Source organism: Sphingomonas sp. (assembly GCF_025353885.1).
Taxonomy (GTDB): domain Bacteria; phylum Pseudomonadota; class Alphaproteobacteria; order Sphingomonadales; family Sphingomonadaceae; genus Sphingomonas_O.
In genome coordinates, this window is the sequence record NZ_JANXNX010000030.1 from 36,829 (window position 1) to 62,258 (window position 25,430).

Genomic DNA, 25,430 nt, shown 5'->3' on the forward strand with positions numbered 1-25,430 from the left:
ATATGCCGTATGCAGAGGTAATCGGGTCTCCGGTCGCACACACGAAATCCCCGATCATTCATAATTTCTGGCTGACGAAACTCGGCATAAAGGGAGAGTATCGGGCTATCGAAGTGACGCCCGATGCCTTGGCTGATTTTATCGAAAGGCGAAGCGTTGATCCCGATTGGCGGGGATGCAATGTGACAATTCCGCACAAGATCACAGTCATGGGGCATGTCGCCGACCCAGGAGACGTCCGCGCTTCGATCGGCGCGATGAATACAATCACGCGCGATCGGGATGGTTTGGTCATTGGGACGAACACCGATGCCGCCGGCTTCTACGCGCCGATCGCCGACATGGACCTTGCCGGCGAGCTGGTGGCCGTGATCGGAAGTGGAGGGGCCGCCCACGCCGTCCTGTTCGCGCTGGCGCGGGCCGGGGTGACCGACGTTGCGCTGCTGGCACGTAACCCGTTGAAGGGGGCGGCACTGCTGGCTCGATTCGGGCTGAAGGGTTCGGTGCATAATATTAAGGCAACCCTTCCGCCGGTCGCTCTGCTGGTCAATGCAACCTCGCTCGGAATGACAGGTCAGCCGCCGTTAAAAATTGACCTGTCACCGCTTCTGGACGATGCGGTTGTCTATGACCTTGTCTACGCACCGCTGCAAACGCAGTTGCTGGCGGCAGCCGAATCTCGTGGCCTAGCGACGGTCGGAGGGCTGGACATGCTGGTCGGGCAGGCGGCCTTCGCCTTCGAACTGTTTTTTGGTGCGTCACCTCCGCGTGACTGCGATGACGAGCTGATGGCCTTGCTGACCAAATGATGATCGTGGGGCTGACCGGTTCGATAGGGATGGGGAAATCCACGATTGCCGCGATGTTTCGCGAGTTTGGTGTGCCGGTGTTCGATGCCGACGCCGTTGTCCACGTGCTCGAAGGGCCGGGTGGTGGATTGGTGGATGCAATCGAGGCGTCTTTTCCAGGCACTACCAGTGATGACGGCGTCGATCGCGTTAAACTCGCGGCGGAGGTATTCGGTGATGATGGGGCACTGCAAAGGCTCGAGGCCATCGTTCACCCGGCGATTGCCGAGCAACGCGCGCGCTTTCTGGAAGCGCATTCCAATGCGTCGATCGTGGTATTCGACATCCCTCTTCTTTTTGAAAAAGGCGGTAATCTGACGGTCGACAAGGTCATCGTCGTTTCCGCGCCAGAGTCTACACAGCGGGCTCGCGCGTTGACACGCCCGGGAATGACGGTCGAAAAATTCGAGCAGATCAAGGCACGCCAAACGCCCGATGCCCGGAAGCGCGCGCTTGCCGACTATGTGATCGACACGAGCACCACCCTGGCGGTCACGCGGACCCGCGTGAAGCAAGTCCTTGCTTGTCTCGTTTCGTCGCAAGGCCGATAAGACTGGGTATGCGCGAGATTGTCTTTGATACCGAAACCACCGGGCTGGACCATCGCCAAGGCGACCGCGTCGTTGAAATCGGGTGCGTCGAACTGATCAACCGGGTCGAGACCGGGCGGACCTATCACGCCTATTTCAATCCGGGCATGGCGATGCCGAGTATTGCCGAACAGATCCACGGGCTGAGCGACATTTTTCTGTCTGACAAGCCCGAGTTTCATGAAACGGTTGAGGACCTTCTCGATTTTCTCGATGACAGTCCGCTGATCGCTCATAACGCGATGTTCGACTGGGGCTTTCTCAACCACGAACTCGGCGAGTGCGGGCGGATGCACATTCCGTTGTCGAGGATCATCGACACGCTGGCGATGTCGAAGACGCGGCACCCTGGCGCCAAGCACAGCCTTGACGCGCTTTGCAATCGCTATGGCGTCGATCGCAGCCAGCGCGTGAAGCATGGCGCACTCCTTGATGCTCAATTGCTTACCCAGGTCTATGTCGAACTGACGGGCGGTCGACAGATTGGGCTAGAGATCGGATTTCAGGAACAGCCCCGGATGCAGACCCTAATTCAGGCCAGTGTGCCGATGGCCCTCAATGGACGTCGTCCCCGTTTTCATACGGTTTCCGACGATGAACGCACACGTCATCGTCTTTTCGTCACGCGCCTTATCGATCCCTTATGGGCCCAGGGCGATAGTTGGCACGAACATGCGTCTCAGAGCGTTGATGCGAGAGCCGACACCGCATAGGCTGTCGTAGTTGCCGTTGTTCAAGGAGTCGAACCCAATGGAAATTCGTGTATCTGGCCATCAGGTCAACACCGGTGATGCACTACGCGCACACGTCGACGAGCGACTTCAGGGTATTGCCCATAAATATTTTGCGCGTGCGATCGCCGCCCATGTCACATTCGGGCGCGGTCCTCACGACAACGGGTTTTCGTGCGATATCGTCGCTCACGTCATGCAGGGACTCATCCTTAAGGGGTCGGGAAGCGCGATGGACGCCCACCCAGCGTTCGATGCGGCTGCCGAAAAGATCGAACGCCAGTTGCGCCGCTACATGCGCCGACTGAAGGACCACAAGGGGGGTGGTGCCCAGGAACAGGAACCCTATGAGCCCGTCGAGTCGGGTTATCAGGCCGGGTACACCGTTTTTCAATCGAACGACGAAGACGGCGAGGTAAGCGATTTTCCTGCAATTGTCGCCGAAACGCGCGTCGATGTACCCGATGCAAGCGTGTCGGACGCGGTCATGATGCTCGACTTGCGCAACACCAATGCCCTGCTTTTCAAAAATAGTGGGACGGGATCGTTTAATATGGTCTATCGGCGCGGCGATGGCACGATTGGATGGGTGGAACCGCAGCGCGCGGCATAATCTCCCAATCCAACCGGCGATACCCGATTCGGACTAGATATGAACGACTTGATTGATTTTCTTCGACCCGGCGCTGTGGTTGCAGCGCTTGCGGTTCCCAATAAGAAGGTGCTGTTCCAGCAATTGGCAACTTTGGCCGATACGGCGCACGGGGTCGATGCGACGCTTGTCGTGGAGCGGCTTACCGAGCGGGAACGACTGGGGTCGACCGGCTTCGGTGGCGGTATCGCGATTCCGCACGGCAAGATCGAAGGTCTTGATCGCGTGGTGGGCGTCGTCGCACAACTCGCTGATCCGATTGACTTTTCGGCAATCGACGACCTTCCCGTCGATCTCGTCTTCATGCTCTTGTCACCCGTCGATGCCGGGGCGGATCACCTAAAGGCCTTGGCCCAAGTCAGCCGTGCTCTCCGGGACAAGACATTGGTCGCAAAGTTGCGCGGAGCCGCCAGCGACGATGCCCTGTTTGCCCTGTTCGCAGCGGGCGAAACGCGCGATGCAGCCTGACGGGCAGAGCGGGGCAAGCGCGCACCATCGTGCACTTGAGTCGCTTTACCGTTCTGCACCGATCAATACCCTGTTCCCCTCGACACTCGAAATCGTTGAGGATGGTTTTGCCCGGATAAGCTTTTTCGTGGGCACCGAACATTATCATGCGGCTGGTGCGGTTCATGGCACCGCTTATTTCAAGATGCTCGACGATGCTGCTTTTTATGCGGTGAACAGCCTGGTCACTGATCGCTTTATCCTCACCACCGCCTTCAACCTGTTATTCACAAAGCCGCTGAAAGCCGGGATGGTAATCGCCGAAGGTCGCTGGATCAGCGGACAACGTCGGGTATTCGTCGCCGATGCCCGCCTAATCGATAGCGATGGCGAGGAAGCCGCTCGGGGAACCGGGACGTTCATGCGATCGGGAATTCCGTTATCCACTCTCCCGGGATATGCCTGTAAATGACGCCGCGGCTCACGAGCGCGATGCTGGTGAGCAGTTTGATCCGGCTGGTGGACCAGGCCGGCGGAAGCGCCACGGTGTTGAAAAAAGGGAATTCTGGTGCGGGTGCGATATTGCTCTACTGTTCGGAGCGCGGTCGTTTTACGTCACTTCAGGAGCGGGTGCTGACTGGCACCGGATGCTATTTGTGGCAGCCGATTGGGCCTGACGCGACTCATCCAGTTAATGAAATTGATGCATATCTTGCCCGTCGCAGGGAACGGGACGGTGATCTATGGTTAATAGAACTGGACATCGCAAATGCCGAACGGTTCGCCGCTGAAACGATTGCGATCGATTGACTCTTTTGCGCTGCACAATGACAGGGCCCTCTTTCCAAATGCGATACCGCTGAACGTTTCGGGTTTTAGGAACGCCGGCGGACCGTAGTCGGAAGGATGATCAGGGCCGATAAGTGTTTGAATTGCCCAGTGTAAGATCGTCCAGCCGCTTAATTTGAAGACCAGATGCCAATTGTTTCCCGAGCCGTAAACTTTGCGGTAATTGCATTTTGCGCGGTTGTCGCGATGGGCGGCATACCTGCAGGCACGGCCTCGGGCGCAATGTTCTATCCTCAGTCGATTCCATTGACCTCGCTGCCACCGGCCCCTGCGGTTGGGACGGCATCGACAGACGGGATGGTTACTGACGATGGGACGGTCATCACGCCGGTCTTGGTACCTACTATCCAGGCTCCCCCGGCGTCCCTTTCGGCACTCGTTGACCGTTATTCCGATGATGACGCCGTAGCGGGTGGTGAGCTTAACTGCCTTGCGACCGCGGTGTATTTCGAATCAAAAGGCGAACCGCTTGCCGGGCAACTCGCCGTGGCGCGGGTGGTGATGAATCGGTCGCGGTCGGGCCGCTTCGCATCCACCATTTGTGGCGTGGTCAAGCAGCCCAGCCAGTTCTCCTTCGTGCATGGCGGCGGTTTCCCTGTTGTCCGGAGCAATTCGATGTGGCGCAAGGCGGTCGGCGTTGCGCAAGTCGCGATAAAGGACCTTTTCGCAAGCCCTGCCCCCGACGCGCTATACTTTCACGCCAGGCATGTTTCGCCACGTTGGAACAAACGCCAAATCGCCATGGTCGGAAATCATCTTTTCTATCGCTGATTGATTGACCGGTCTTTTATCCGTTCACGTCTCGTTCTATCGTTGATCGATGCAGATTAATGTTGTCGATGTCGAGGATATTGCCGCAGCCGTTACCACCGCAGAGGTGGTTCGCGGCACGGCGCGGCTGCTGTTACACCATGATTGCCTGACAGTTACCGAGGTTTCGTTGGGCAACGGTCGGCGTGCCGATTTGATGGGCCTTTGTCCCAAGGGTCTGGTGACGATTGTCGAGGTGAAGACATCACGAGCGGATTTGCTGGGGGATGCCAAATGGATCGATTACCTTGACTATTGCGACCGCTTTTTTTGGGCGGTTCCCTTGTCGCTGAGCAGTCTTCTGGACCGCCCCGAAATGCTCCCCGACCGCGCCGGGCTCATCATTGCAGACCGTTACGACGCGGCCATCGTGCGGGAGGCCACATCGGTGCCATTAGCGTCATCGCGTCGCCGAGCCGAGACCTTGCGCTTTGCGCGCCGCGCTGCCCGTCGCCTGCTCGGAGATCTTGATAACGGAGTCACCGTCGCGACTTAGTTCGGCCCGATTGCAGCTTTGGCCCGCGGACGCGCTTCGTCGAGCGTCTTCAGGATTAACGAAGCCCGCGGATCGCGAACGGCATAATCGCGTGCCGACATGCCGGCCCCGGTATCGTGCTTTGACGGACTTGCGCCCGCGGCCAGCAGCATTTTCACCGTCGTCATGTCGCGGTTCTGCACTGCGCGGATCAGCGGTGTTTCCCCGCCGTTGTTCGCCATATCGACTGACGCGCCGCGTTGCAGGAGCAGGGAAATGCCCTCTGCCCAGCCGATCTGGGTCGCAAGAAAGAGCGAGGTATTGCCCTGGCCATCGCGCAAATTGGTATTTGCCCCCTTCGAAAGAAGAAAATTCAGCCACACGATGTCGCGCCCCTTCGTGACAATATGCAAGGCGGCCTCTCCCGTTGCAGCGTCGCGCGTGTCAATGACGATCGGGCCCGATCCCGGCGTGGAAATAAGCTCGGTTACCTTGGCTCCGTCGCGATCCTTGACAGCCTTCAGGAAATTAAATCCTCCACTGAACTGGGCATAGGCCGCAGTTGGCAGCAGAAGCGCCGCCGCCAGCAAGGGACCAACCACCCGAAAAGCCATTCTCATTCTGTATCACCCGGTAAGTGCTGCACGTCCGTCTTGCGCAGCCCGCACTAAAACCGCAAGGCTGGCCGTGTCATGAACAAGCTTGCCACTCTCTTGCTGTGCGTGCTGATTGCCGGATGCATTCCGACCGCCGCGCCAAAGCCCCCGCTTGAAGGTGCCCGGATTGGTGGCCCGTTCGTGCTCACCGACCAGAATGGACGGCAGGTCAGCGATCGGGATTTCGCTGGACGTTACCGGATCGTATATTTCGGTTACACATTCTGTCCCGATGTTTGCCCGACCGACGTCGCCAATCTGATGCATGGCTGGCAATTATTCGGAAAGACCAACGCCGCGCGCGCCGACAGGATTCGCAGCATCTTCATCACCGTTGACCCCGCGCGTGATACCCCCGAAACGCTGAAGGCATTTACCGCCAACTTCGATCCGCGTCTTGTTGGCCTGACCGGCTCGCCGCAGGCCATCGCCGCGGTGGCAAAGGCTTATGGGGTTGCCGTGCAGATACAGAAGCCGACCTCTCCTGGTGTGTATTTCGTCGACCATACTAACGCGGCCTATCTAATGAACCCCGATGGCAAGCCGCTGGCGCTGTTGCCATCGGACGGAACACCGCAGGCCATTGCCGACGAACTGGGCAAATGGGTCAGGTAAAGGTGCGCTTTTGGGAAACCACGCCGCTCGATCAACTCGATCGCGCGCAGTGGGAAGCCCTATGCGACGGCTGCGGGAAATGCTGCATCCACAAGCTGGAGGATGAGGATACGGGAGAGATGTTTCCGACCAATGTCGCCTGCAAGTTGCTCAACCGGCATAGCGCCCAATGTTCGGACTATCCCCATCGTCACCAGTTCGTGCCCGAATGTATCCGCCTGACGCCCGCCAAGCTGGACGACCTCGACTGGCTGCCTCCGACCTGTGCCTATAAATTGCGGGGCGAGGGAAAGCCGTTGCCGGGTTGGCACCATCTTAACACCGGCGATCGCGAAAGCGTTCATGTCGCCGGGATGTCTGTCCGCGGGTGGACGATTTCGGAATCCGACGCCGGCGACCTCGAATACCATATTGTCGACCGCGATGATCTTTAGGTCCGGAGGTCCGGGCTCAGATCTTATCTTCACCGGGGGTGGGCGGGCGCGTCCGCTCACGATCATCCGCCGCCCGCGCGCACGAACGATGCGGCTCACCGTCGATCCGCGCGACGCCAGTATATTGCTCAGTCTGCCAACCCGCGCGGCATTGCGTCCGGCGCTGGCCTGGGCGGCGGGCAAGCGCGACTGGATTGAAACCGAACTTGCGCGGTTACCAGGCCCGCATCCGATTGCGCCCGGAATGGTCTTTCTGTTCGGAGGCGAGCAGGTGCAACTGAACTGGGATTGGTCCCTGCCACGGTCGGTCGGGTTGGCCGATGGCATAATTACTATCGGCGGCCCAGCCGACAGTCTGGCCCCACGGTTATTGCGATTTCTGCGACGTGAAGCCCTCACCATGCTTGAGCAGGAGACGCGGATGCTGGCGGCGCGGCACGGCATCTCCGTAACAAGGGTCGCGGTCGGTGACCCCAAGGCGCGCTGGGGCAGCTGCGCGTCCTCAGGCGATATCCGCTATAGCTGGCGGCTGATCCTTGCTCCCGCTGACGTCCGCCGGGCGACCGTTGCCCATGAAGTTGCCCACCGGATTCACATGAACCACGGCGCGGCATTTCATGCGCTGGTCGCCGAATTGCATGAAGCCGATCCCAACCCTGCCCGCCTCTGGTTGCGCAGTCATGGCGCCGCGCTTCACTGGTTCGGACGGGACGGGTAACCGGGATTGCCGTCGACCCCCTGCGCATTCGGATCGCGTTGCAGAACCCCGTCGATCCAGCGCTGGTTCAATTCGGTGGTTGGTTGAGCATCAGGTTGTTGGTCCTTTTCGCGATCGCTGCTATCCGGGGCTCGATCGATCGGCGCGCCGTTTTCGTCAACGAACTGACCTTCGTCGGCATTGCCGAAATAGGCTTGCTCGTCGGGTTCCAATTGCCATTCCGGCAAGGTTACCTCAGTCTTGAATTGCTCCACCGGGCGCTTTGCCACCGCCACTTTCATGAATTGCGCAAATGCCTGGGCGGGCGCGCGGCCGCCTTGCAAGCCGGGGATCGGATCGGCGTTGTCCTTGCCCATCCATACGCCCGTCGTCATGCCGCTCGAAAAGCCTAGGAACCACCCGTCTTTGTTCGAACTTGTCGTGCCGGTCTTGCCCGCGACCGGGCGACCGATCTGGGCGGCGCGGGCGGTGCCGGTGTTGACTGCGGTTTGCAGCAAGTCGATCATCTGGGCGGCCACCTGCGGCGAAACCAGCACGTGGCTGCTGTCGCTCTGGTGCTCATACAAAAGCTTGCCGCTGCCCGTCGTCACTTTCAATATACCATAGGGCGATACTGCCACGCCGTTACCTGAAACCGCTGCAAATGCGCGGGTCATGTCGATCAGCCGAACGTCGGAGGTGCCCAGAACCATCGACGGGTGGGTGTTGATCGGCGTCGTAATGCCGAACCGACGTGCCATGTCCGCAACCGTCGACGTGCCGACTTCGGCCCCGATCTTGGCCGCTATCGTGTTGATCGAATAGGCAAATGCCGTTCGAAGGTTAATTGCACCCGAAAACTTGCGCGATGAATTGCGCGGCTTCCAGCCCTGAATGTCGACCGGCTCGTCGACCATCATATCTTGCGGGGTATGCCCGGCTTCCAGCGCGGCGAGATAAACGAACAGCTTGAAGGCCGATCCCGGCTGGCGCACCGCCTGTGTTGCGCGGTTATAGATCGACGACACATAATCCTTGCCGCCGACCATCGCGCGGACAGCACCGTCACGGTCGAGCGCGACGAGCGCACCCTGCGCGCCCGCCGGAGTGTTGGTGCGAATCGACGTATCGGCCTGGCGCTGCATGTTCAGGTCGAGCGTCGTCCAAACCTCGATCGGCTCGCTGCTTTCATCGATCATCGTGTCGAGCTGCGGCAGCGCCCAGTCGGTAAAATAACGGACGCTGTTCTGTTTGGGTTCGGGGGCCAGCGCCACCGTTTCGGGCGCGGCGTCGGCCGCCTGTCGAGCGGTGATGTCGCCATGATCGCGCATGACGCCCAGAACGACCTGCGCGCGGCCCACGGCGGCCTTGGCATCGGCGCTGGGTGAATAGTTCGACGGCGCCTTGACCAATCCGGCAATGATCGCGGCCTCTCCCAATGACAAGCCATTGGCGGGATGACCAAAGAATTTGCGTGACGCGGCATCGACGCCATAGGCACCGCCGCCGAAATACACCTTGTTCAGGTAAAGCTCGAGCACCTGATCCTTCGAAAACTTGCGCTCGATCGCCAGCGCCAGCACGATTTCGCGGATTTTGCGCGTCCACGTCTTGTTGTTCGTCAGGAAGACATTGCGCGCCAGCTGTTGCGTGATCGTCGACCCGCCTTGCCGCCACGACCCGGTAGTCGCTCGAACCTGGATCGAGCGGGCGATGCCGATGGGATCGACGCCGGGATGCGAGCGAAACCGGCGATCCTCGACCGCAACCATGGCCGTCTTCATCGTGTCAGGAATCTGGTCGATGCCGAGCCATTGCCCATAACTGGGCCCGATCGACACCAGCACCGTGCCGTCGACGGCATGAACCCGGATCATCTGGCCGTTGGGTGACGATTTCAATTCGGAGAAAGAGGGCAGCGACGAATAGGCCACGGCAATCGTAACGATGAGCGCAATCGCCCCAAGGATTGCAGCAAACAGCCCGATCCGAAAAATACGCCCTAACCAGCCGAAGCGTCTTGGACTGGAAGGATTGTTGCGCGACGCCATCGGGAGCGGAGGGTTAGCCGCTAACCCAGCCGCTCACAAGCAGCTTACGCCTTGGAGTCAAAGTCCAGCGACGCGCTGTTCATGCAATAGCGCAGGCCGGTTTCGGCAGGGCCGTCAGGGAAGACATGACCCAAATGCCCGTCGCAGGTGGCACACCGAACTTCAGTGCGACGCATGCCGTGGCTGACATCGCTGTGCTCGACGACGGCATCGCTGCTGGCAGGCTTGATAAAGCTGGGCCAGCCCGAGCCTGAATCGAACTTGGCATCGCTGGTGAACAGCTCGGCACCGCAACCCGCGCACCGATAGGTTCCCGGCATTTTGTTGTCGTCATAAATGCCCGTGAACGCCCGTTCGGTGCCCGCTTCGCGCAGCACGTGATACTGTTCGGGCGAAAGGCGCTTTTTCCATTCGCTTTCGGGGAGATTGATTTTTTCCATGCAGTCCAGATGGGGCGAGGCACAGCCCGGTTCAATCCCCGATGCGCGTTGCCTGTGCAAAGAGTTTGGCGAGGCCCGGTGCAAAGCGGAGGAACTGGACCCCGAGCCCGGCCGACCACCTCGATTCTCCGCGTTCCCACAGGAATTTCGCAACGGCGACCGGTCGTTTCGTCCGGCGGGCAAATGCCTGTTGATAGAATGGAGCCGCCGTTGCACCGCCCGCCATCCAGGCCTCGGCGGCCGCGACCCCGCTGGCGATGGCAATGCCCATCCCTTCGCCAGCCAGCGATGGGATAACCGCCGCCTGGTCGCCCAGCCGGAAAATACCGGGGGCGGTGTCCAGCGCACGCCAGCCATAGGGGACCGACGCGATCGCTTCCGGCTCGCAAGCCTCGGCCAGCCATTGCAGCCGCTCCTCCAAATGCGGAGACTTTGCACTCAATTCGGCAAACAGGGTCGCGGGTTTCCCGTCAGCTTCGGCCAAGCGTGATTTGCGAACCGCCAGGCACAGGTTCGCGCTGCCATCCTCCTGCAGCAACAGCCCGGCATAGCCCCGGTCGAACAGGTGAAGTTCGATACCGCTGCCGATCAGCGCCGACAGTCGCGGGTGCGGTGCGATGCGCAGTCGCAGGCCGAGGGTCGGATCGTGACCGCCGATCCGGGGGCGCGCCAGGCCGCGCACATCATGTTTGCCCGTCGCTAGAAAGATCGCGTCTGCCGTGAAACTTCCCCGGTCGGTGCGCACCACATCCGCGACGATGCCGCGAACATTTGCAATTTCCAGCCCGGCCCCGGCCGCAACGGCGTGTTCCAGCATGATCGTGTCCAACCTGCGTCGCGACAGTCCGATCGCCCCCGCGGGCAAACGGGCCGATGCCGTCCGATTGCCTGAATAAACCCGCACGTGATCGATAGCGTGGCCGCCCAATTCCTGAGCGCCAATCCCCAGCCGCCCAAGCTGCTGCAAAGTCCGCCAGCTCAGGAAGCCGCCACAAAGCGCGTCGCCGATCACGCGCTGACGCTCGACGACCAGCGGCCTGCGACCCTGGCGGGCCATCGTTATCGCGGCAGCGGACCCCGCGGGCCCGCCACCGACGATCAGCGGATCGCTTCGACGCACAGGCGAAATGGAAATATGCGGCGGATACTGGCGCGGACTCCCGCCTGGTGCAGGATCGCGGGCCATTCCCCGGGCCGGTAACTGCGCGCGATGGATAGCTGGCCATCGTGACGCACGATGCGATGCCAGCGCATCAGGCGGGCCAAGACAGGAAACCCCAGCCAGGCAAAACCATGCCGGTGGAGATCGTTGATGAACCACCCTGCCCGCGCCTCGCGATCCATGAACTGCAAGAAGGTGATCAGCTGGTCATGGCTCATATGATGGGCGACGAGGCTGGAAATGATCAGGTCGAAATGCTCGCCCACAAGGTCGCTATAATCGCCCGCCCGGTACTCGATCTTCAGCGCGGCGGAGGTCGCGGCGCGCCCGGCGGCCACGCTGTTGGGATTCAGGTCGATCCCAACCAGATCAGCGACAATGCCCCGTTTCGCTGCCCAGCGCGCAACCGTCCGCAACATGTCGCCCTCGCCAAAACCCACGTCGAGCAGCCGAAAGGACTTTCGTCCAGCCAGCGCGCGTGCGAGAAAATCGAGCGTCGGACGCCGCGCCATCGTCATCGTATTGACCGTAGCGAGATCGCGGAGCACCGCCGCATAGGTGGCGGCGGGCAGATCGGGCGCGTCCATCAGTTCCTCGGCAGTGGCACGCTTTTCCAGCATCAGCCGTCGACCCAGCCATAGCGTAAACCTTCGGCGGCAAGGCCGGGACCAAAGGCGAGCGCAACGCCCTGCATCGGGCGGTTCTCCATCATGCGGGAAAGGACAAACATCAGTGTGGCCGACGACATATTGCCAAAATCCTGCAACACTTCGCGCGACGCCGCCAGCGCGTCGGGGGCAAGACCCAACGTCGTTTCGACGGCATCGAGGATCGACCGACCGCCAGCGTGAACGGCCCAGCCGTCGATGGCGCGGGGATCGACTCCGCCCGTCAGCGCACGTCGTGTGACCGGGTCCGACAATGCCTCGCCCAGCTTGGCCGGGACGGCACCCGACAGATGCATGGCAAATCCGGTGTCGCCGATCGCCCAGCGTATCAGGCCGTCCGAATCCTTGACGGTCGCGGCAAAGGGGTCACCCAACGCCAACCCCTTGCCCTCAGCAGTCACGACGGCTGCGGCCGCGCCGTCCCCGAACTGGAGCATCGCCAGCAACGGTTCGATGTCGAGGTCAGCTTGCAGATGTAGAGTGGACAGCTCGACGGTGACAACCAGCACGCGCGCTTCGGGTTCGGACCGGACGATGTGCCGTGCAGTTTTCAACGCGGTTACCGCGGCATAGCACCCCATGAATCCGATCAGCGTCCGTTCCACCGATGCCGACAGGCCCAACCGAGTGGCAATGATCTGATCGATTCCCGGTGCCACAAAGCCGGTGCAGCTTGCCACGACCAAATGGGTGATCTCCCCCAGTTCCGGCAGAGTGGCAATCGCTGCAAGCGCGAGGGCTGGTGCGGCTTCGGCATAAATTCGCATTCGCTCCGACGTCGGCGGCATCAGGCCATCGGCGTAAAAGCCCCCGGGTTCGACCGGCGACCCGCCGTCCGCGCTGATGGGCAAGACCGACCAGCGATGCCGGATACCCGCGCGCTGCGCCATGCGTTCGAACAGCCGCGAATTGCGACCGCCATCCAGGCGTGCGCGTGCCCATCCGATGAATGCATCATGGATATCGTGCGACGGAACCGCCGTGCCGATTGCATTTATTCTTGGTATTGCGACCACGCGCGACTTTGGCATCCCCAACCAAACGCAGCAATGGCCATATTGGCTGCAATGTCGCATAGTTAACCGGTCGTTGACGCGTGATCGGTAGGGGCGGTGCATGGACCGCCGCGCGCTCTTTGCACTCCTTGCCTTGCTGCCAATTCAGGCACGGGCGCAGTGTCAGCTTTGTAAACCCACGGCGAAAGCAGAAGCTGCACCGCCTGGCCGTGCGCTCACCATCGAAATCCAGTCGTCGCTCAATTTCAGCCGGGTGGCGCAAAAGGGCAGCGGGTCTGGCAGCGTCATTGTCAACGAACGATCGGGCGCGCGCTCGGTAAGCGGGGGGCTGGTCGACCTGGGCGGCATGTCACTGAAGGGCAGTGTCCGCCTCACTGGCGATCCGCTCAGGCACATCCGCATCAGCCTGCCGTCGTCGATCAGGCTGACATCCGCCGACGGCGGCAGCGCAGAAGTAGTCGATCTTCGCACCGATCTGCCCGGCGACCCCGCGCTCGACGCCACGGGATCGCTCAATTTCTCGTTCGGCGGACGTCTCGTCGTCAGCGGGGGAACGTCCGGTGACCTGCGGGGTCGTATCCCGATCGTGGCGGATTATCAGTAACAGCGACTGGCGATCGCAGCAGGTGGCCAAAGATTAAATGGCTGTTTACCAAGTGTTGCAATCCATTCTGAACGACCGGTGCGGCAAAGGGTCCTTCGCGACGGGACGTGGGGTCCTTTCACGCTGGCTTTGGCCAGTCAATTTACCGGGGACCAACCTGCTATGACTATTCGTTCGTTCAAGGCCGTTCTGGCCGGCTCCGCCATGCTCGCTCTCGCTTTGGGCGCAACTTCGGCACAGGCTGCAAACACCGCAACCGCAACTGCAACCGCATCGATCCTGAAGCAGGTTTCGGTCACGAAGACTGCCGATCTCAACTTCGGCACGATCGTCACCGGCACGACTGCTGCCACCGTGGTAATTTCGCCAGCCGGTGGCCGTACTTGTGGCACGGGACTCGTCTGCACCAATGCCGTAACGGCTGCGGCTTTCGGCATTGTCGGCACGACTGCACAGACGGTTACCCTGGCGGCGGCCGGTCCGGTTACCCTGACAGCAGGCGCCAACACGATGTCGGCGACACTGCAGACATCTTCGGCGACGCGTGTCCTGAACGGCACCGACAGCTTCACGGTCGGCGGCACGCTCAGCGTTGCTGCCAACCAGGCCGATGGCGTCTACACCGGCAGCTTCTCAGTCACTGTCGACTACCAGTAAGCCTCGCTATTAGTCAGGATCTGGCCCGTCGGTTCGTTCCGGCGGGCCATTTTCTTGTCCACGGTCACCGCATGGTTAGCACAATATAAACCCTGTTCGCCCATGGTCGGAACACTGGCCGTCCTTGGCCAGCGGGGACCATTCGATGCTAAAAATTCAGCGGAGCGCCATTGCGCTCGCTCTTACCAGTTTTGCCCAGCCGGTGCTGGCCGCCGGAGATCTGCTGGTTGCGCCGACCAGGGTCATTCTCGATGGTGGCCGTGGCACCGAAGTCATCCTGAACAATGTCGGTGCCGAAACCGCCACCTATCGCGTTTCGCTCGAACTGCGTCGGATGACGGCAAATGGGCAGTTGGATGAAGTGCCGACAGAGGCCGCCACTCCCCGAGAAAAGGCAACGCTGGCGATGATCAGCTATGCGCCGCGTCGGGTTGTCTTGCCGCCCAACCAGCCCCAGGCGATTCGAATCGGTGCGCGCTTTGCTGCCGACCTCCCCGATGGCGAATATCGCGCCCACATGTTGTTCCGGGCCATTCCCGACGCAAAGGCGGTCACGGCCACGCCTGTCCGCGAGGGGCTCTCGATCGCGTTGACGCCGATCTATGGTGTCACGATTCCGATCATCGTACGGAAGGGGGCGCTGAAGGCAAGCGCGGCGATTTCGGATGTTCGGATGACGCGCGATGGCAATGGCCCGGCGCTGAGTTTCACATTGGCGCGCAGTGGCGATCGGTCGACTTATGGCCGGATCAGGGTCACCAAGGCGGGGCAGCCCAAACCGATATTCGAGGCCCGTGGCATTGCCGTCTATGCCGAAGTCGCCCAGCGCACGGTCGCCCTGCCGATCCAGGATGCGGCAACGGCCTTGTCGATGAATGGCCCGGTCAAGGTCGAGTATCTTGAGGAAGGTGAATCGGGCGGCGGCACCATCGCCGAAGTCAGCGCGGTGCTGCGCTAGGAAACGCGAGGCCTCAGGGTCTGCCGCCATGAAAAGATTTTTCTTCCGAGCCAGTCAGGCCTTGGCGGCGTTTGCCGGCGTGGGTTTCTGCGCCGGGTCCGCGCCTGCCCTTGCCGCGCCTGGCCTTGCCGCGCCTGGCGTGGCCGTGGCGGCAGGGTGGTCGGCGAACGCCGATGACGCCCTGTTGTTTGAGATGCGCCTTAACCAATACCGGCTGGGTGACGGCGTGCGCGGTTACGCCACGCCGACCGGCACGTGCGTCGATCTGGCCGATGTCATCATCGCGCTGGATATTCCGGTCCGGCTCGACAAACAGTCGCGCCGCGCGACTGGGTGGGCTTTCGACGAAAGCCACAAGATCACGATCGATCGCAACACCGACAACGAACAAATCACGAACACGTCGCGAAAAGTCGCGCCAGACGACATTCGTGATACGCCCGAGGGGTGGTGCGTCGCCACCAGCGCGCTTTCAAGATGGCTTGGCGTCAAGATCGAGGCCGATATTCCGAACGCGCTACTGTTCGTCAAGTCCGATCGCAAATTGCCACCCCAGCTTGCGGCCGAACGGCGTGCAAGGACGGCGGTTCAGCGTCCGCTATTTGATCTCGCCAGTTTGCCGCACTCTACCAGCCCCTATCGCGGTATTAAACTGCCTTCGATCGACATCGTTGCCGGTATAGGCGGCCTGAGGGATCGGCTCAGTGGCAACCGCACCAACGCCCAGTATGAAATTTTCGCGTCAGGAGAAGTCGGCCCCGTCGCCTACGACGCCCGCATATCTTCCAGCCGTCATGGTGCGCCCGAAAGCGTCCGGGTGCGCGCTTACAGGACCGATCCGGATGGAGGGCTGCTGGGGCCGCTCCATGCCACCAACGTCGCGGTCGGTGATGTCCAGGGCGTATCGACGGCACTGGTTGCCCAATCGAGCGTGGGGCGAGGGATATCGGTCACCAATCGCCCCGTTGAGCGCAACGAGAATTTCGACAAGACTAATTTCCGTGGCGAATTGCCACGCGGCTGGGATGCCGAACTCTATCGCAATGGGCAGTTGCTCGCCTTTGCAAACGACCGAGCCGACGGGCGCTACGAGTTTCTCGACGTTCCGCTTCAATACGGACAAAACCGCTTCGAGGTCGTGCTCTACGGTCCGCAAGGCCAGGTTAGGCGGGAAGTTAAGTCGGTTCCGGTCGGTCTCGACAGCATTCCACCACGCGAAACTTACTATTGGGCAGGCGTCGATGAAGACGGTCACGACCTGATCAATCCTGCCGGAGGTTCTGTAGGACGCCGGGGTGGATGGCGCGGTGCGTTCGGAATCGAACGCGGCATCGACACGCGCACATCATTCGCATCTGTACTGCACAGTATCATGGATGAGCATGGCATCCGCCGCAACTACGCCGAGGCGTCGCTTCGTCGCGCAATCGGCCCCGCGTTGGTTGAGGTCTCGGGCGCGCAGAACCTGGGCGGGGGAGCGGCATTGCGAACCCAGCTGCTCGGCGAATTTGGCAAGACCCATGTCGAGGTCGAGACAATTTGGGCAAATGGCGGATTCACGTCCGACCGGTTGCTTGAAAACGTGACCGGCTTGCACCAGGTCGGCATCGACCGATATTTCGGCAATGGCCACACCAGCATTCCCGTCCATCTCGATGTGCGATACACGACGCGATCGGTTGGTAACGACAGCCTTGACCTGACGGCGCGCACCTCCGCCAGTCTCGGTCGTGTATCGATGACCGGTGAGATCGCATGGCGGCAGGATTACGCGCATTACGGCCCCGACCCACCGAGCGACATAGAGGCCGGGATCCTGGCCAACGCCCGGATCGGGCGTGTCCGTGTGCGCGGAGAAGCGCGGTTTCGCCTTGCGCCAGAAAGCCGGTTCCAGTCGGCAGCACTGGTCGGCGAATGGTCGGCGGGTGGCGATTTGACGCACGCAAATGACTGGCGGGCAGAGGTCGGCTATGACCGTGACCTGCACCGCGCCCGAGCGGGGATTGGCTATGTCCGGCGCTTCGATCGGGTGGCGGTGACGTTCAGCGGCGAAGGGGCGACCGACGGCTCGATCGCCGCCGGTCTGAATCTGGCCTTCAGCATCGGTCCCGATCCGCGCCGTCATGGCGGCATCCGGTTGACCTCCGACAAGCTCGCGTCGCACGGGTCAACAATGGTGCGCGTCTATCGCGACACTAACAACAACGGCCGCCGCGACCCCGGCGAACCGTTGGAAAAGAACGTCCAGGTTTCGGCGGGGCGGATCCCGGTTGATGCCGTTACTGATGCCGAGGGTCAGGTTATTGTTGATAACCTTGAACCTTTCCAGCCGGTGCTGATCGGTATCGATGGATCGTCGTTGCCCGATCCGCTGGTCCAGCCATCCACCTCCGGGCTTGTCGTCACGCCGCGCCCCGGAGTGACGCAGGCCATCGAACTGCCGCTGGTCAGCGCCGGCGATGTCGACGGCACCCTGGCGCGGGCGGGCGGCGGCACGATGGAGGGCATGGACCTCGAACTGGTCGACGTCGAAGGCCGCGTTGCCGCCACGACGCGCAGCGACTTCGACGGGTTCTTTCTGTTCGAGGGGGTGCCCTATGGACAATACCACGTCCGCATCGCCCGCCTGTCGGCCGCGGCAACGCGCACCTCCACCGCACTTAACGGCGTGGCGACGATCGATGCCGGGACGCCCTCGGTTCATCTGGGCGGTATCGCGGCGCAACCCGATGAAACCCGGCGCGCTGCAAAATAACCGACCCGCTACCGTTTTGCTGCCAGACCGGCTAACCGCGCGCCATCATGACAATTTCTCAAGACCGTCGCACCTTTGCCATCATCGCTCACCCCGATGCCGGAAAGACCACGCTGACCGAAAAACTACTGTTGTTCGGCGGCGCGATCCACACCGCCGGAGAAGTGAAGGCGCGCGGCCAGAACCGCCGTGCGCGGTCGGACTGGATGAAGATCGAACAGCAGCGCGGGATTTCGGTCACCTCGTCGGTGATGACGTTCGAAACGCAGGGGCTGACCTTTAACCTGCTGGATACGCCGGGGCACGAAGATTTCTCCGAGGATACGTATCGCACGCTGACGGCGGTCGATTCGGCGGTCATGGTCCTTGACGCCGCGCGCGGGATCGAGGCGCAGACCCTGAAACTGTTCGAGGTCTGCCGCCTTCGCAATGTCCCCATCATCACGTTCATCAACAAAGTCGACCGCGACGGCCGTGACGGTTTCTCGCTGCTGGATGAAGTTGCCGACCAGTTACAGCTCGATGTCTGCCCGATGAGCTGGCCGATCGGCATGGGTGCCGATTTCGAGGCGATCTACGACCTCGATCGCAACCGCCTGACGCAACCGATCCGGGGAGAGGATGCCATTGTCACCCAATGCAGCGGCACTGACGATCCCCAGCTCGACGCCTTGCTGACCCCGGCGGGCGTCAAGCTGTTCCGCGAGGAAGTCGAACTGGCCCAAGGCGGTTACTCGGCCTGGGATACCGAACGGTATCAGGCGGGCGACCTGACTCCGGTTTATTTCGGATCCGCACTGCGAGAGTTCGGGATCAGCGAACTGATCGATGCGCTTGCCCGGTTCGCCCCAGGCCCGCGCGTCCAGCCCGCGACTCCCAGCCCGATCTCGCCACAGGACCCGAATGTCACCGGCTTCATTTTCAAGGTGCAGGCCAACATGAACCCGATGCACCGCGACCGCATCGCCTTCATGCGGTTGTGTTCGGGTCGCTTCCGGCGCGGCATGAAGCTGAACCAGGTCGGCACCGGCAAATCGATCGCCGTCCACAGTCCGATCCTGTTCTTTGCGCATGAACGCGAAGTCGTCGACGATGCGTTTCCCGGGGACATCATCGGCATCCCCAATCACGGCACGCTGCGGGTGGGTGATACGCTGACCGACGGACCCCCGGTGTCGATCACCGGCCTGCCGAACTTTGCGCCCGAAATCCTGCGTCGCGTTGTGCTAAAGGACCCGACCAAGACCAAGCAACTTCGCAAGGCTCTCGATGACATGGCGGAAGAGGGGGTGACGCAGGTGTTTCATCCCAACATCGGGTCGCAGTGGATTGTCGGCGTCGTCGGCCAGCTGCAACTCGACGTACTGATTTCACGGCTGGAAGCGGAATATCGGGTCGATGCGGCGTTGGAACCGTCGCCATGGGATACCGCTCGCTGGATTGCAGCCGATGATCCCGCGATCATGAAGGCCTTTGCCGAAACGCACCAGAGCACCACCGCGACCGACCGCGACGGTGCAGCGGTGTTCATGGCAAAGAGCAGCTGGGACCTGAACTATGCGGTCGAACGCAACCCGAAGATCCGGTTCACCGCCACGAAAGAACGCGAATAGCCGCAACCCCTGCCCATGAGGGCGGGGGCGATGCATGTTCGATTAGCGATAGTCTGGTGCGGTCGAGAAGACTCGAACTTCCACGGCCTTTCGGCCACAACGACCTCAACGTTGCGCGTCTACCATTCCGCCACGACCGCACAGTCATGTGCTTGTCCGACAGGTCGGCAAGCAGGTAGGAGCGCGCCCCTAGCAAAGCCAGTCGCTCGCTGCAATGGCCCGCTGCCACGCTTCTGGTTCCTTCCTTCGGATTGCGCTTTGGGCCTGCTCGGCTAGGGGCGGCACATGAACGCGCCCCAACATTTCGGCCAGATCGACGACCCCGGCGACCGTGTCGGCCCAGAAGCCCGCGCGCTGCTGGCGCTGGCGTGGCCGGTCATCTTGTCCAGCCTCAACTGGACGCTGCTTCACATTGTCGACATCGCTTTTGTCGGGCAGGCCGGCACTGCGGAGGTTGCCGCCTTCGGTGCCAGCCGGGCGCTGACCTATATCGCTATCGTTGCCGGATTGTCGGCCCAGGCGGGCGTGCTGGTCTATACCGCGCGGGCCGATGGCGCGGGCGACCGGGCGCGGACGGGCCAGGTTCTGCGCAGCGGCCTGTTGCTGGGCGCTGCCTGTGGATTGGCCGCCTGCCTTATCCTGATCCTGTTCGCAACCACGTTGCTGCGTGCGATTGGCGTGGCCGAGGCGCTGATCCCCGTCGCGTCGGCTGTCGTCCGTATCATGGCCTTTTGTTATCCCGCGTCGCTGGTCATGACCGCCGGTTCCTATTGGCTGGAGGGGATCAGCAAGCCGCGCGCGGTCATGGCGGTGAACTTGGGGATGTTGCCGGTCAACGGTGTCCTGGCTTGGGCGCTGTCCGGCGGGCATCTGGGCTTTCCGGTGCTCGGTGCGGTCGGTGCGGCGCTTGCAACCCTGATTTCAGTCTGGGGTGGCGCGATCTTCATGGCCGTGGCGGTCCTGCGCTCGGACCCCGATGGTTCGCGCAGGGTGCGCGATAATTCACCAGACGCCTGGTGCGCGGCCTGGCGCGCCGTTCCTCAACTGGCGAAATTTGGTCTGGTCCCGGCGGTCGCGGCGGCACTCGAACTCGGGGGTTTTGCGTGGCTGATCGCGCTATCGACGCAACTCGGCGACGAAGCGGCCCATGCGTTCCAGATCGTCTTTACGCTGCATAACCTGACTTTTTCGCTGGCGCTGGGCATGGGGTCGGCGGTGGGGGTCAGGGTCGGCAATGCCGTCGGCGCCGGCCACCCGGAGAAGGCGCGGCGGCGGACATTGATCGCGGGCGCGTTGTCAATGGGCCTGACCGCTGTGGCCGCCGTCACTCTGGCGGCCGCCGCTGTCCCGCTGACCGGTGCCTATCCGGCGACGGCGAACGTCCACCGGCTTGCCGCTTCAATGCTCGTGATCTGGGCGCCATTCATTCTGTTCGACGGGGTCCAGGTCGTCTTTAACTACGCGCTGCGATCGCTGGGCGATCAGGTCGCGGCGGGGTTGGCGAGCGTCTGTTCGTTCTTCATTGTGACGGGTGGGCTGGGCTGGTTGTTGGTCCACAACGGGTTGGGACCATATGCGCTGGTGATCGCTTCGGGCAGCGGCATGGTCGTCGCCGCGCTGCTGATGGGGGCCCGCCTGCTCTGGGTTACTTCGGGGTCTCACCCGAAAAACTGAGGTTCAGCGCCTTGGCACCCTTTGGCACGTCGATCTCGGCGGAATCGAATTCCATGCTAGCCTTTGCCGCGATTGTTCGCCGTGGCGGCGTGATTGTCCAGCCATAGACGACCCGACCTTGGGCATCGCGCAGTTCGGCGAGGATGTCGGGCACACGTTGCGATTCAGTTGTCGGATTTACGACGCGACCGGTCAGCGCGAACAATTCGTTACCGCTGGGTAGCGTCCGGCGGTCGGGCTTGCGCGGCACCTGCAGCAGCAGGGGGACATCGGTCTCGCCGATCGGCAGGCCCAGCCGCGCCAGCCATGTCGGCGTCCCGAAATATTGCAGCGCCCCGACCCCGCCTAGCAAGACCAAAGCCGCAGCAACTGCGGCAAGCGTCCACATCCGCGCAGGATTGCGACGCGGTCGAAACGGCGGTTCGTGCGCAAAGGCATCGTAATCGACATCGTCAGCAACTGCCGAAGCCGGAATATCCTGTTCGGGGCGGACATGAACGGCGGGCGTTGGCGTAGGGTTGACGTCATCCGGCAGGTCCGCGACGTTTGCAACCTCCGCGAGCGATGGGGCCCCGTCGTCCCGGGCGATTGGCCCGGCGGGTGCCGCGTCATCGCCGGTGGGTATCAGGGGCGCAGATGGGGCGGGAGGGGCAAGCGGCGGCGGCAAATCCATGATTGCCGGTTCCTGGAACCAGCTGTGCCGACAGGCCGCACAACGGACCTGTCGCCCGGTCGGGCCTACGGCGCTGTCTGGAACGACATAGCGCGTTCGGCATTCGGGGCAGGACAGGATCATGGCGCGCGCAATACTCGACTGTCACAGGACGGCAATATCATGGTTAAGCACTGTCCGGCGCTTCGGTGCAAGCCCCCTGCGCCTTAGCCGCCGTTATTCGCGCCTCCAGATAGTGAGGCGCCCAGCCAACCGCGTGAAACGCGACACACGCGCTTTACGCCTCTCGCGCGTCATGCAAAGGCAGTGCGGGGGACGAACGTACGCGGGGAAGCATGGCCAATATCGTTCAGTTCGATAACGTCGGCCTGCGCTACGGCACGGGCTCCGAAACGCTGTCCGATCTCAGCTTCAGCCTGACGCGCGGCCAATTTTATTTTCTGACGGGACCTTCGGGTGCCGGAAAGACCTCGCTGCTGAAGCTGCTTTACCTCTCGCAACGACCCAGCCGGGGCAACATCCGGATGTTCGGTGAGGATCTGGCGACTGCACGACGCGACCGGCTGCCCGCCTTTCGGCGGCGGATCGGCGTGGTCTTTCAGGATTTTCGACTGGTCCCGCATCTTTCGGCGTTCGACAATGTGGCGCTGCCCCTGCGCGTATCGGGCGTTGACGAGCGCGAGATCGCCGCTCCGGTGCGCGAAATGCTGGCATGGGTTGGGCTGGAGGAACGGGCCAGCGCGCGTCCGGCGACACTGTCGGGCGGCGAGCAACAGCGCGTGGCCATCGCGCGGGCGGTCATCGGGCGTCCCGACCTGCTGGTGGCCGATGAACCGACCGGCAACGTCGATCCCGAAATGGCGCAGCGTCTGCTCCACCTGTTCGACGGGCTCAACCGGTTGGGCACGACCGTCGTTGTGGCCACGCATGACCTTCATTTGCTCAGCCGCATCGGCACCGCGCAGATGATGCGGCTCGACAAGGGGCGGCTGTCCGACCCGACCGGTGCCTTGAGATATCCCCCACGCGCCGAAGATCGTAACGGCTGATGTCGACCCGCTCCGCATCGGTGGCAGCGCGTGGATTGCTGCCGGAGGGTCGGCTGGCGGGTCCGATGCCCTGGGTCATTGCCATCATGACGTTCCTGACGGTGCTGGCGGCGGCGGCTGGCCTAAGCCTGGGGGGCGCGGTATCGGGACTAGGCCAGCAGCTCGCCGGGCGGCTCACCATTCAGATTGTCGAGGCCAACCCCGATGCCCGCGAACGACAGGCGGCGGGTGCGCTTGCCGAACTGGCGCATCTGTCGGCGGTCACTAACTTCACGCGTATCGACGACGCCCGGATGCAGGCGCTGCTGGAACCGTGGCTGGGACATGATGGGCTGTCCACCGACTTGCCGGTCCCGGTGCTGATCGACGTGACGCTGGCCAAGGGCGATGCGCGCGATGTCGCCGATGTGGCGCAGGCGATCCGGACAATCGCGCCATCGGCTCTGGTCCAGCCGCACGCTCAATGGCTTGGCCCGCTGCAGGGATTGCTGGGGACGTTGCAGTGGCTGTCGGTCGGGCTGGTCGGGCTGATGGCGGCGGCGATGGCGTCGGCGGTGGTGCTGGCCGCGCGCGCGGCGCTCAACACTCACCGCGCGACGATCGACGTCATGCATTTAATGGGCGCAACTGATCGCCAGGTGGCGCGCCTGTTCCAGCGCCGCGCCGGGCTCGACGCGCTGTTCGGCAGCCTGATGGGGTTCACCGGTGGCATTGTCATCATCCTGTTCATCGCCCATCGCCTTGCCGCCGTCGGCGCGGCGCTGTTCGACCAGGGCGGGCTCGGCTGGATCGACTGGCTGGTAATCATCTTCGTGCCTGGCGGGGCAGTGCTGCTGGCGGTTGTTACCGCGCGCGCGACCGTGCTGCGGGCATTGGCGCGCATGTTGTGATCCGCCGTGTTCTTTCGCTGATCGTGCTGCTCTGGGTGCTGGGTTTCGTGCTGTTCGTCGTCACCCTGCCGCAACCGGCCGACAATCGAATCACCGACGCCATCGTCGTCCCGACCGGAGCACCTGGTCGCATCCAGCGCGGGCTGGCACTGCTGCAGGTCGGTCGGGCAAAGCGGATGCTGATTACCGGTGTCGATCGGTCGGTAAAGCCGCACGAACTGGCCATTGCTCAGGGCGTCCCGCTGGCGTTGTTCGGGCGCACTATCGACCTGGGGCGCGAGGCGGTGGATACGCGGTCGAATGGAGAGGAGACCGCGACGTGGCTGGCAGCACGCAATTATCGGAGCGTTCGGCTGGTCACGACCGACTGGCACATGCGCCGCGCCCGCTTCGAGATGGAACATGCGATCAGCGACCGGATCACGATCGTGTCTGACGCCGTCGTCAGCCAAGCGGGGCTGACCGTATTAATGAAGGAATATAACAAATATCTGTTCCGCCGTGTTGCCGTGCTGTTCGGCCTGTGAGCGTCCCCATCACATTCCTCCGGTCGCTGTTGTTCAACCTGATCTTCTATGTGGGTGGCATCCCGCTGGTGATCGGCGCGGCGCTGTCGGTTCCGTTCGGGCAAGAGGCGGTCATCGCGGCGTCGCGGCTGTGGTCGCAATATCACCAGTTGTGCGTGCGCTGGCTGCTGGGCATCCGCACGGTGGTTGAGGGCGCCTTTCCGAAAGGGGCGGTCATCATCGCGATCAAGCATGAGGCGATGCTCGAAACCATCGAGATACTCCGGTTGATCGACCGCCCCGCCGTCGTCTTCAAGGCCGAACTACTGAACATTCCGGTATGGGGCGCGACGGCGCAGCGTCACGGCGTCATCCCCGTCGCGCGCGAGACCGGATCGGCGGCGCTACGCCGGATGCTGAAGGCCGCGCGAGAGGCCGTTACCGCCAACCGCCCGATCGTGATTTTCCCCGAGGGCACCCGCGTCGCGCCCGGGGAACAACCTCCGCTGCGGGCGGGCATCGCGGGGCTGTACAAGACGCTCGGCCTGCCAATCGTGCCCGTGGCGGTGAACAGCGGACATTTGTGGCCCCGGCACAGTTTCATGAAACGCAGCGGCATCGTGACGATGCGCATCGGCGAACCCATCCCCCCGGGGCTGGGTCGCGAGGAAGTCGAGGCCCGGCTGCACACCGCGATCAACGCGCTGAATCAGTGATCCGACCGCCCGAAGTCGGGCCGCTCGTCATCCTGTCCCTGTTCGATGATGCTGCGCCGGACAGCGCGGGTTCGCGTGAACAGATCGAACAGCGCGTCACCGTCGCCCCAGCGGATTGCCCGTTGCAGCGCGGTCAGGTCCTCGCTGAACCGCTGTAACATTTCCAGCACCGCATCCTTGTTGGTCAGGAACAC

The 25,430-nt window shown here is 62.3% G+C and carries 30 protein-coding genes and 1 tRNA gene; 22 read left to right on the plus strand and 9 right to left on the minus strand.

The window, feature by feature from the left end:
* The first annotated feature begins 2 nt into the window (after positions 1 to 2).
* The 9 genes from Q0R02_RS03295 to Q0R02_RS03335 all read left to right on the plus strand — a co-directional run bounded on the left by Q0R02_RS03295 (position 3) and on the right by Q0R02_RS03335 (position 5,423).
* Positions 3 to 809: a shikimate dehydrogenase gene (locus tag Q0R02_RS03295; protein ID WP_293880882.1), complete on the plus strand. Its 807-nt coding sequence runs from the start codon at positions 3 to 5 to the stop codon at positions 807 to 809.
* Positions 806 to 1,399 carry a dephospho-CoA kinase gene (gene coaE / locus Q0R02_RS03300; RefSeq protein WP_293880818.1) on the plus strand — a complete coding sequence of 198 codons (594 nt, stop codon included), beginning with the start codon at positions 806 to 808 and terminating at the stop codon, positions 1,397 to 1,399. Before Q0R02_RS03295 ends, coaE begins: the two co-directional genes overlap by 4 nt.
* Positions 1,400 to 1,407: 8 nt before the next feature.
* Positions 1,408 to 2,151, plus strand: a complete 744-nt coding sequence (gene dnaQ / locus Q0R02_RS03305) for a DNA polymerase III subunit epsilon (protein ID WP_293880820.1) — start codon at positions 1,408 to 1,410, stop codon at positions 2,149 to 2,151.
* Positions 2,152 to 2,188: 37 nt separating this feature from the next.
* Entirely contained in the window at positions 2,189 to 2,782 is a 594-nt protein-coding gene (gene raiA, locus Q0R02_RS03310) for a ribosome-associated translation inhibitor RaiA (protein WP_293880822.1), read from the plus strand.
* Positions 2,783 to 2,821: 39 nt separating this feature from the next.
* Entirely contained in the window at positions 2,822 to 3,289 is a 468-nt protein-coding gene (locus tag Q0R02_RS03315) for a PTS sugar transporter subunit IIA (protein WP_293880824.1), read from the plus strand.
* Entirely contained in the window at positions 3,279 to 3,740 is a 462-nt protein-coding gene (locus tag Q0R02_RS03320; RefSeq protein WP_293880826.1) for a PaaI family thioesterase, read from the plus strand. The genes Q0R02_RS03315 and Q0R02_RS03320 overlap by 11 nt, the downstream gene beginning before the upstream one ends.
* On the plus strand, positions 3,737 to 4,078 hold the full coding sequence (locus Q0R02_RS03325) for a DUF1491 family protein (RefSeq protein WP_293880828.1): 342 nt from the start codon (positions 3,737 to 3,739) through the stop codon (positions 4,076 to 4,078). The genes Q0R02_RS03320 and Q0R02_RS03325 overlap by 4 nt, the downstream gene beginning before the upstream one ends.
* A 336-nt stretch (positions 4,079 to 4,414) precedes the next feature.
* Positions 4,415 to 4,888 (plus strand): cell wall hydrolase, encoded by a 474-nt coding sequence (locus Q0R02_RS03330; RefSeq protein ID WP_293880830.1) that lies wholly within the window; start codon positions 4,415 to 4,417, stop codon positions 4,886 to 4,888.
* A 49-nt stretch (positions 4,889 to 4,937) separates the two neighbouring features.
* Positions 4,938 to 5,423 (plus strand): MmcB family DNA repair protein, encoded by a 486-nt coding sequence (locus tag Q0R02_RS03335; RefSeq protein WP_293880832.1) that lies wholly within the window; start codon positions 4,938 to 4,940, stop codon positions 5,421 to 5,423.
* Here Q0R02_RS03335 and Q0R02_RS03340 read toward each other — a convergent pair.
* Entirely contained in the window at positions 5,420 to 6,016 is a 597-nt protein-coding gene (locus Q0R02_RS03340) for an ankyrin repeat domain-containing protein (protein WP_293880834.1), read from the minus strand. The two genes, Q0R02_RS03335 and Q0R02_RS03340, sit on opposite strands and share 4 nt — an antisense overlap.
* A 78-nt stretch (positions 6,017 to 6,094) precedes the next feature.
* Between Q0R02_RS03340 and Q0R02_RS03345 the strand changes: the two genes are divergently transcribed.
* From Q0R02_RS03345 to Q0R02_RS03355, 3 genes are all read left to right on the plus strand, one after another.
* Complete coding sequence (locus Q0R02_RS03345; RefSeq protein ID WP_293880836.1) at positions 6,095 to 6,673, plus strand: SCO family protein; 579 nt, start codon at positions 6,095 to 6,097, stop codon at positions 6,671 to 6,673.
* Positions 6,661 to 7,107: a YcgN family cysteine cluster protein gene (locus Q0R02_RS03350; protein ID WP_293880838.1), complete on the plus strand. Its 447-nt coding sequence runs from the start codon at positions 6,661 to 6,663 to the stop codon at positions 7,105 to 7,107. The genes Q0R02_RS03345 and Q0R02_RS03350 overlap by 13 nt, the downstream gene beginning before the upstream one ends.
* 88 nt (positions 7,108 to 7,195) lie before the next feature.
* Positions 7,196 to 7,825: a YgjP-like metallopeptidase domain-containing protein gene (locus Q0R02_RS03355; RefSeq protein ID WP_293880840.1), complete on the plus strand. Its 630-nt coding sequence runs from the start codon at positions 7,196 to 7,198 to the stop codon at positions 7,823 to 7,825.
* Here the strand turns inward: Q0R02_RS03355 and Q0R02_RS03360 are convergent.
* From Q0R02_RS03360 to Q0R02_RS03380, 5 genes are read right to left on the minus strand one after another with little or no spacing between them, the layout of a single operon-like run.
* Complete coding sequence (locus tag Q0R02_RS03360) at positions 7,801 to 9,855, minus strand: transglycosylase domain-containing protein (protein ID WP_293880842.1); 2,055 nt, start codon at positions 9,853 to 9,855, stop codon at positions 7,801 to 7,803. The genes Q0R02_RS03355 and Q0R02_RS03360 overlap by 25 nt on opposite strands.
* Positions 9,856 to 9,899: 44 nt before the next feature.
* Positions 9,900 to 10,295 (minus strand): peptide-methionine (R)-S-oxide reductase MsrB, encoded by a 396-nt coding sequence (msrB, locus tag Q0R02_RS03365; RefSeq protein ID WP_293880844.1) that lies wholly within the window; start codon positions 10,293 to 10,295, stop codon positions 9,900 to 9,902.
* A gap of 31 nt (positions 10,296 to 10,326) precedes the next feature.
* A complete protein-coding gene (locus tag Q0R02_RS03370) occupies positions 10,327 to 11,415 on the minus strand; it encodes an NAD(P)/FAD-dependent oxidoreductase (RefSeq protein ID WP_293880846.1) in 1,089 nt (362 codons plus the stop codon).
* Positions 11,394 to 12,077: a methyltransferase domain-containing protein gene (locus Q0R02_RS03375; protein ID WP_293880848.1), complete on the minus strand. Its 684-nt coding sequence runs from the start codon at positions 12,075 to 12,077 to the stop codon at positions 11,394 to 11,396. Before Q0R02_RS03375 ends, Q0R02_RS03370 begins: the two co-directional genes overlap by 22 nt.
* Complete coding sequence (locus tag Q0R02_RS03380) at positions 12,077 to 13,156, minus strand: type III polyketide synthase (RefSeq protein ID WP_293880850.1); 1,080 nt, start codon at positions 13,154 to 13,156, stop codon at positions 12,077 to 12,079. Before Q0R02_RS03380 ends, Q0R02_RS03375 begins: the two co-directional genes overlap by 1 nt.
* Positions 13,157 to 13,241: 85 nt before the next feature.
* Here Q0R02_RS03380 and Q0R02_RS03385 point away from each other — a divergent pair, with 85 nt between their 5' ends.
* The 5 genes from Q0R02_RS03385 (at position 13,242) to Q0R02_RS03405 (ending at position 19,728) form a co-directional block, all read left to right on the plus strand.
* Positions 13,242 to 13,745: a DUF4402 domain-containing protein gene (locus Q0R02_RS03385; RefSeq protein WP_293880852.1), complete on the plus strand. Its 504-nt coding sequence runs from the start codon at positions 13,242 to 13,244 to the stop codon at positions 13,743 to 13,745.
* A gap of 162 nt (positions 13,746 to 13,907) precedes the next feature.
* On the plus strand, positions 13,908 to 14,402 hold the full coding sequence (locus Q0R02_RS03390; RefSeq protein WP_293880854.1) for a DUF4402 domain-containing protein: 495 nt from the start codon (positions 13,908 to 13,910) through the stop codon (positions 14,400 to 14,402).
* Between the two features lie 145 nt (positions 14,403 to 14,547).
* Positions 14,548 to 15,360, plus strand: a complete 813-nt coding sequence (locus tag Q0R02_RS03395; protein WP_293880856.1) for a molecular chaperone — start codon at positions 14,548 to 14,550, stop codon at positions 15,358 to 15,360.
* Between the two features lie 28 nt (positions 15,361 to 15,388).
* The gene (locus tag Q0R02_RS03400; RefSeq protein WP_293880857.1) at positions 15,389 to 18,115 is read left to right on the plus strand and encodes a collagen binding domain-containing protein; all 2,727 of its coding nucleotides are present in this window, start codon (positions 15,389 to 15,391) and stop codon (positions 18,113 to 18,115) included.
* Positions 18,116 to 18,162: 47 nt separating this feature from the next.
* On the plus strand, positions 18,163 to 19,728 hold the full coding sequence (locus tag Q0R02_RS03405) for a peptide chain release factor 3 (protein ID WP_293880858.1): 1,566 nt from the start codon (positions 18,163 to 18,165) through the stop codon (positions 19,726 to 19,728).
* 54 nt (positions 19,729 to 19,782) lie between these two features.
* On the opposite strand, the gene Q0R02_RS03410 is transcribed toward Q0R02_RS03405, so the two are convergent.
* Positions 19,783 to 19,868 (minus strand) — tRNA-Leu (locus Q0R02_RS03410).
* A gap of 145 nt (positions 19,869 to 20,013) precedes the next feature.
* Here Q0R02_RS03410 and Q0R02_RS03415 point away from each other — a divergent pair.
* On the plus strand, positions 20,014 to 21,402 hold the full coding sequence (locus Q0R02_RS03415) for an MATE family efflux transporter (RefSeq protein ID WP_293880860.1): 1,389 nt from the start codon (positions 20,014 to 20,016) through the stop codon (positions 21,400 to 21,402).
* Here Q0R02_RS03415 and Q0R02_RS03420 read toward each other — a convergent pair.
* On the minus strand, positions 21,374 to 22,198 hold the full coding sequence (locus tag Q0R02_RS03420) for a zinc-ribbon domain-containing protein (protein WP_293880862.1): 825 nt from the start codon (positions 22,196 to 22,198) through the stop codon (positions 21,374 to 21,376). The genes Q0R02_RS03415 and Q0R02_RS03420 overlap by 29 nt on opposite strands.
* 212 nt (positions 22,199 to 22,410) lie before the next feature.
* Here Q0R02_RS03420 and ftsE point away from each other — a divergent pair, with 212 nt between their 5' ends.
* Genes ftsE through Q0R02_RS03440 form a run of 4 tightly spaced genes read left to right on the plus strand, consistent with a single transcriptional unit; the run spans position 22,411 to position 25,236 of the window.
* Complete coding sequence (ftsE, locus tag Q0R02_RS03425; RefSeq protein WP_293880864.1) at positions 22,411 to 23,124, plus strand: cell division ATP-binding protein FtsE; 714 nt, start codon at positions 22,411 to 22,413, stop codon at positions 23,122 to 23,124.
* Complete coding sequence (locus Q0R02_RS03430; protein WP_293880866.1) at positions 23,124 to 24,014, plus strand: FtsX-like permease family protein; 891 nt, start codon at positions 23,124 to 23,126, stop codon at positions 24,012 to 24,014. The genes ftsE and Q0R02_RS03430 overlap by 1 nt, the downstream gene beginning before the upstream one ends.
* A complete protein-coding gene (locus Q0R02_RS03435) occupies positions 24,011 to 24,541 on the plus strand; it encodes a YdcF family protein (RefSeq protein WP_293880868.1) in 531 nt (176 codons plus the stop codon). Before Q0R02_RS03430 ends, Q0R02_RS03435 begins: the two co-directional genes overlap by 4 nt.
* A complete protein-coding gene (locus tag Q0R02_RS03440; protein ID WP_293880870.1) occupies positions 24,538 to 25,236 on the plus strand; it encodes a 1-acyl-sn-glycerol-3-phosphate acyltransferase in 699 nt (232 codons plus the stop codon). The genes Q0R02_RS03435 and Q0R02_RS03440 overlap by 4 nt, the downstream gene beginning before the upstream one ends.
* Here Q0R02_RS03440 and Q0R02_RS03445 read toward each other — a convergent pair.
* Positions 25,230 to 25,430: prephenate dehydrogenase dimerization domain-containing protein (locus tag Q0R02_RS03445; protein ID WP_367271422.1), on the minus strand; the 201-nt coding region annotated here is incomplete at its 5' end. The genes Q0R02_RS03440 and Q0R02_RS03445 overlap by 7 nt on opposite strands.